A 5,815-nucleotide genomic window follows, 5' to 3' on the forward strand; every position below is an offset into this window, starting at 1 on the left:
CCCCCGCACGGGACCACCGCCTCCTCGCCCCCTCGCGGCGCTCCCTCCTCACCGCTGTCGGTACCGGCGTCGCCGGTGTCGCCGTGGGCGGTTCCGTGGCCTGGGCCGTGACCTCCGACCCCGCCCCGGAACTCACCCCCGCCGAGAAGCTGGCCGCGCGACGCAAGACCCGCAAACGTCTCAAAGGCGCCCCGCCGACCCCGAAATGGCGCTACGACCTCGCCGACCCCGTGAAGAACTTCGCCCCCCTCCTGTGGAGGGACGAGGTCGCCGTCCTCGCCGACGGGACCGCCGCGGTCGGCGTCGCCGTACGCACCGGCGACGAACTCTGGCGCCGCGCGGACACCAAACCCTCCGGCCGCGCCTGGCCGTTGAGCAACGGCCTCGTCCTGCTGGCCGGCTCCGACCTGTTCGCACTCGGCGCCCGCGACGGTGAGACCCGCTGGCGCTCCGAGCGCTACCGCAAAGCGGGCCGCCGGCCGTACACGGCGGTGCTCGCCGCCCACGGCCACGTCGTCTGGCTCGTCGTGGAAAACACCCGCTCGTCCTCGTCGTCTTCGTCCTCGTCGCCATCCTCGTCCCGCACCGTCGTCGCGTACGACCTCACCGACGACCGTGAGCTGTGGAGCAACCCTCTGCCCGCCGGCTACCAGGGCAGCCATCTGCTCGGCGACACCCTCGTGGTCGTCACGGCCGACAAGGGCAAGCCCCCGCGCCTGACGGCCTACGACCGCGAGACGGGCCGGGAGCGCTGGTCGCGCACGTACGAGTCGGCCGAGTCGGCACACCTGACCACGGTGGCCGAACCGGCAACACTGGTAACGGCCAAGGGCGCCTCCCTACGGGCCTACGCGCTGGGAGGGAAGGGCAAGGAGAGGTGGAAGGTCACGGCTGAGGACGAGAACGAGCAGAAGCCCGACTTCCTCGGCACCCCCGTCACACACAAGCACTCGGTCTACGTGAGCGACAGCGCCTACGTGACCCACTGTGTCGATGCGCGGACAGGCAAGGTCTCCTGGCGCTCCGAGGCGACCTTCGATCTCGAGCCGACCGCTCGGGACGCCACCCCGGACACCGCCGTCACCCCCAACGGGCGAGTGCTGGTCTCCGCCAACGACGCGGAGGTGGACGCCTTCGAGACCCGACACGGCTCCCTTCTGTGGCGTTTCACCGATCTGCCGTCGGCGTCGGGCACGGTGCTGGAACGGCGCAAGGTCGCGTTGAACGACGAGTACGTCCTGGTCGTCAGCGGGCGCAGTGTCTACGCCCTGCCGCTGGGCTGACCGAAACGAGAAGACATGCCGATACCGACTGACCCCGTGCCGACCACCCACGAGCACCCGGCGACGGCACCGGACCGCGGGGATGAACACGGCCTGGACGGGTATCGCCGCGTCGAGCGGCTCGACACCCCCTCGGACGGTGTGGGTTGGTGGCTCGCTGCCGGTCCCGACGGCACGCCATGCGTGCTGATGACCCCCGAGGAGGCGTGTGCCGACGACGCGAGCTACCGCCTGCGTTTCTGGTCGGAGGCCAACAACTCCCGCCGGCTCGGTCACCGGTATGTCGCAACGGTCAAGGGCGTATCGGCGGCCGGCGCCCGGATACCGTGGGTGGCTTACGACTGCTTCCCCGCCCTGCCACTTGGGGCCGCCCTCGCGGTGCACGGCGGTCCGCTTCCCCAGCAGTTGGTGCGACGTTGGGGCGTGGCGTTGGCCGAGGCGTTGTGGAGTGCGCACAGCCGGGGTCTGGTCCATGCCGGCATCTCTCCGCAGTCGGTGCTGCTCACGCCCTCCGGCCCACTCCTGACCGGATACGGTCTTGTGAGAGCGGCGTCCGTGGAGGGCGCCGAGCGTCATGCGGTGCCCGGTGTCGCCGGGAAGAGTCTGCCGCCCGAGCAGCGCGCAGGGGGCCGGCCTCAGCCTCCGGGCGACATCTATGCACTGGCCGCTGTCCTTGCCTTCGCCGAAGGGGCGGGAAACCGGCAGGAGATCCCCTCGCCCCCGTGGGAAGAGGTAAGGGCTCGCTGCCTGACGGCCGATCCGGCTGAGCGCCCGCGAGCCGAGGAACTGCTGCGGATCTTGCGGGATTCGGCGCCGGCCGCCGGCGGCCAACTTCCCGAGCGCATCCTCGCCGCGATGGACGAACAGGCCGCACAGTGGCCTGCCTACCCGCCGGAGGGCGCTCCCACAGCGGTGCCGCCGGGACATCGGACGGACGAGGCTGCCTCCGCGGCCGGGCTTCCGACTGCTGCGGCCCCGCCCACCTCACCGTCCCGCCGTTCCCTGCTCACGGCGGTCGCACCGGCTGCGGCCGGCCTGGCCCTCGGCACCGCCGGCGTCGCGACTTGGAGAGCCTTCGGCTCGCAGAAGTCCGCCCCTCGCGCTCAGCAGATACGCGGGGTCGCCCCCGCACCGTTGTGGCACTTCGAACTGCCGGACAGATCCACGGAGGAATCCTCACTGCTGGCGGACGGAAGATTCCTGATCACGGGCCACAAGGGAGGCGTTCTGGCGGTCGACATCGTCGAGGGGAAGAAGCAGTGGTCCCGCGACGATGTGCTGCCCGCACAGATCCTGGACGCGGGGCACGGCGACGTCTTGGTGGCATCCGGAGGAGACCAAGGGGAGTTCCTTCTCCTCTCCGCGCGCTCAGGAAAGATCAAGTGGCGCGAGAGGAAGTACATGCAAACACCCTCGATGGCCCTCCTCCTGGCTGCGGGGGGCGGCGTGCTGTTCTTCCTCACCGAGGACTTCAGTAAGAAGAGCGAGCCGGAGCAGGCTGTCATCGCCTACAGCCTCCGGCGCCGCAAGAAGCTGTGGCATGCGCCCATCCCCGCCGGGTTCGTCGAAACCTTGACCCCACCCGGGCCGGGAGTGGTCGGCCCGACACTGCTGAAGTCGCACATCCTCGTGGCCGGCACGGGGCTGCAGCTCTCGCAAGACAACTTCGCCTACGTCGCCCTCGACCGGCGTGATGGCCGGCGGAAATGGAGGAAGGACTACGACGACATCTCCAGCACGTCCGATGGTCTCGTCCTCCCCCTGGAAGGTGATCTGTTGGTTGCCGACACGGTCGACGGGCTGCGCGGGATGAGTCTGACCAGTGGGAAGGAACGCTGGACAGTAGCGGTCAAGGGGGGCGTCAACGCGCACAGAGCGGTACGGAAAGGCATGCTGTACGTCGCTGACAACGACGTGACCACCTACGCGGTTGATTACCGGAGTGGAAAGGTCAAGTGGAAAAGAAAACACGCCAATCCGCACGAGCAGAGGTACAACCTCTCGGCCATGTCGCTCAGCGCGTCGGGACGCGTGCTGCTTCGGGCGGGTATGGCCGAGATCGACGCTCTGGACAGTCGCGACGGCTCCCTCATGTGGCGGCTCGCCATGGCGGGGGTCGAAGAGTTCTCCGGGAACCCGGGTACCGTGGCGGCGAGCGCCGAAGGGATGGTCGTCGTCGATGACCGCCGCAGCCTCTACGCATTCCCGGTGGACTGATCGCCGTGGCCTTCCCTCTCACGCACGACGATCCGGCACGTCTCGGTGACTACCGGCTCATCGCCAGGCTCGGCAGTGGTGGCATGGGGACCGTCTACCTCGGACGGTCCCCGCGCGGGCGCACTGTCGCGCTGAAGACGATGCACGCGGAGTTCGCCGCTCGCCAGGAGTTCCGCACCCGGTTCCAGTTGGAGGTCGATGCGGCCCGGGTGATCGGTGGGCACCACGGAGCCGCGGTGGTGGACGCGGACGCTCTGGCGGAGACTCCTTGGCTGGCGACCGAGTATGTCCTCGGGCCCCCGCTGGACGACGTGGTGGCCCTGCACGGTCCGTTGCCCGAGGATGCCACACGGGCTCTCGGGGCGCGGCTGTGCGACGCCCTCACGCAACTTCACGCTTCCGACGTCGTGCACCGCGACCTGAAGCCTTCCAACATCCTCCTGTCCGCGACGGGGCCCAAGGTCATCGACTTCGGTATTGCGCGGGCTGCCGGGGACGACCGGCTCACCCGGACCGGTGCCGCAGCGGGCACCCCTGCGTTCATGTCGCCGGAGCAGGCCACCGGCGCGGAGCACACGCCCGCGGGTGACATCTTCGCCCTGGCAGGAGTGCTGGTCTTCGCGTGCACCGGCAGTGGCCCGTTCGGAGTCGGCCTGGCGGCGGACCTGCTCTACCGGGTCCGCTACGGAGAGCCGGACCTCTCCCAGGTGCCGTCCGGGTTGGTAGGGACAGTGGAGCGGTGCCTGTCCAAAGACCCTACTCAGCGGCCGACGACTCGCGAGCTCGCCGAACGACTGGACGGTGGGGCCGAGTTCGCCGATTCTCTGCCCGATGTTGTCCACGCGGAGATCCTGCGGCGCTGCCAGACGGCCTGGGAGGCAGTTCCTTCTCGCCTGCCCGCGCCGACGGCCGGGCCCGTGGAGACGGCGGCCGGTTCCCGCCTCGCCGGTCCGACTCGACGACGGGCGTTGCTCTGGGGCGGTGCGGGGCTCGTGGCGGCTGCGACGGGGGCCGGAGCCTGGATGATGGCACGGTCCGGTGACACCGAGGAGGCCGCGGCGTCACCGCCTTCGGAAACGGAGGCCGCGGCCGGCCCCGAACCCTCGTGGCAGTCCCCGTTCGACGAGGGCACCCTTCAAGCGGTGCTGGTCCGTGACTACGTGGCCGTCACCTCGGATGTACGCCTCACCGTGTTGGACATGGAAGGCAGGCGAAGAGGAACCAACAAGGACATTCAGGGGGACAAGCCTTCTCATGTCGACGGTGACCACCTCTACCAGGTGAGCAACAAGTTGGACTTGTACCGGGTGGATCCGAGGACAGCGGAATTCGCCGACCGCGTGGCGGATCTGGGCAAGGTGGGACTGCGGGACGAGAACGGCGCGGACGTGCTCGGTGTGCACAAGGGGTTCGTCGTCATCGAGGACGCCTTCGACGGTGAGTTCGAGGATCCGCATCAACGATACGTGGCTCTGGACGCTCGTTCGGGCGAGGTGCGCTGGCGCAGGACGAGATCGACAGTCGGGGCGACAGTCATTGCCAGGTGGGACGGCATGATGGTCATGGTCGATATCGGGCACGTGTTCGCCATCGATGTCACCACGGGGAAAACCGTGTGGTCGAGAAACTTCGACGCGGCGGTGAACAGTGATCTGTCCACTGCCGGTGCGGATCAGGAAGGCCACATCTACTTGGGTCTCGACGAGGTCGTCGCGCTACGCGTGAAAGACGGAGAGACGGTGTGGCGCTTCGGCAAGGGGAGGAAGCCTCTCGAACCGCAAAAGGGCAAGAAAGACGGATACTACGGTACGCCTCTCTACAAGGACGGCACCGTCTACGCCCTCGAGCCCGGAAACGGCCTGGTGGCTCTGGACGCGAAAACCGGTGAACTCCAGTGGGAGATGAAAGCGCCATGGGCGACGGAGGTTCCGCTCCATGTCGTGCCCGCCGCCGGCGATCGATATCTCTACTTCCCTTCCAGGGGTGCTCGCTTGATCACCGCGATCGACCGCGAGGAACGCGAGATCAAGTGGGTCCTCACCGGCGCGAAGGAGGAGCAGCCGTCGTTGATGCCCCACCACGCTTCGGGCCAACTCGTCGTCGCCACCGACAAGCGCGTCTTCGGCCTTCCCCTGAGGTGATCCGCCGAAGCGTCCCGCCGCACCCGCACCCGCGCCCCCTGCCCTGCCTCATTGTCGGAAACCACCCCAGGAGCCTCTCCCCATGAAACCTCTCGGTGTCGGCGACCCCCTGCGTCTGGGTCCGTACCGGCTGGTCGGCGTGCTGGGGGCCGGAGGGATGGGGAAGGTGTACCT

Annotated in this window: 3 protein-coding genes; all 3 read left to right on the forward strand. The window is 68.7% G+C overall.

Features of this window, described 5'->3' with window-relative positions; genetic code table 11:
• A partial coding sequence (locus tag AB8Z75_RS29375; protein ID WP_369207256.1) for a PQQ-binding-like beta-propeller repeat protein occupies positions 1–1,283 on the forward strand: 1,283 nt, incomplete at its 5' end.
• A gap of 15 nt (positions 1,284–1,298) precedes the next feature.
• Positions 1,299–3,500 (forward strand): PQQ-binding-like beta-propeller repeat protein, encoded by a 2,202-nt coding sequence (locus AB8Z75_RS29380; protein WP_369207258.1) that lies wholly within the window; start codon positions 1,299–1,301, stop codon positions 3,498–3,500.
• Between the two features lie 5 nt (positions 3,501–3,505).
• Entirely contained in the window at positions 3,506–5,641 is a 2,136-nt protein-coding gene (locus AB8Z75_RS29385; RefSeq protein ID WP_369207260.1) for a PQQ-binding-like beta-propeller repeat protein, read from the forward strand.
• Positions 5,642–5,815 lie beyond the last annotated feature (174 nt).

The sequence above is a fragment of the Streptomyces sp. PU-14G genome (assembly GCF_041028275.1).
GTDB lineage: Bacteria > Actinomycetota > Actinomycetes > Streptomycetales > Streptomycetaceae > Streptomyces.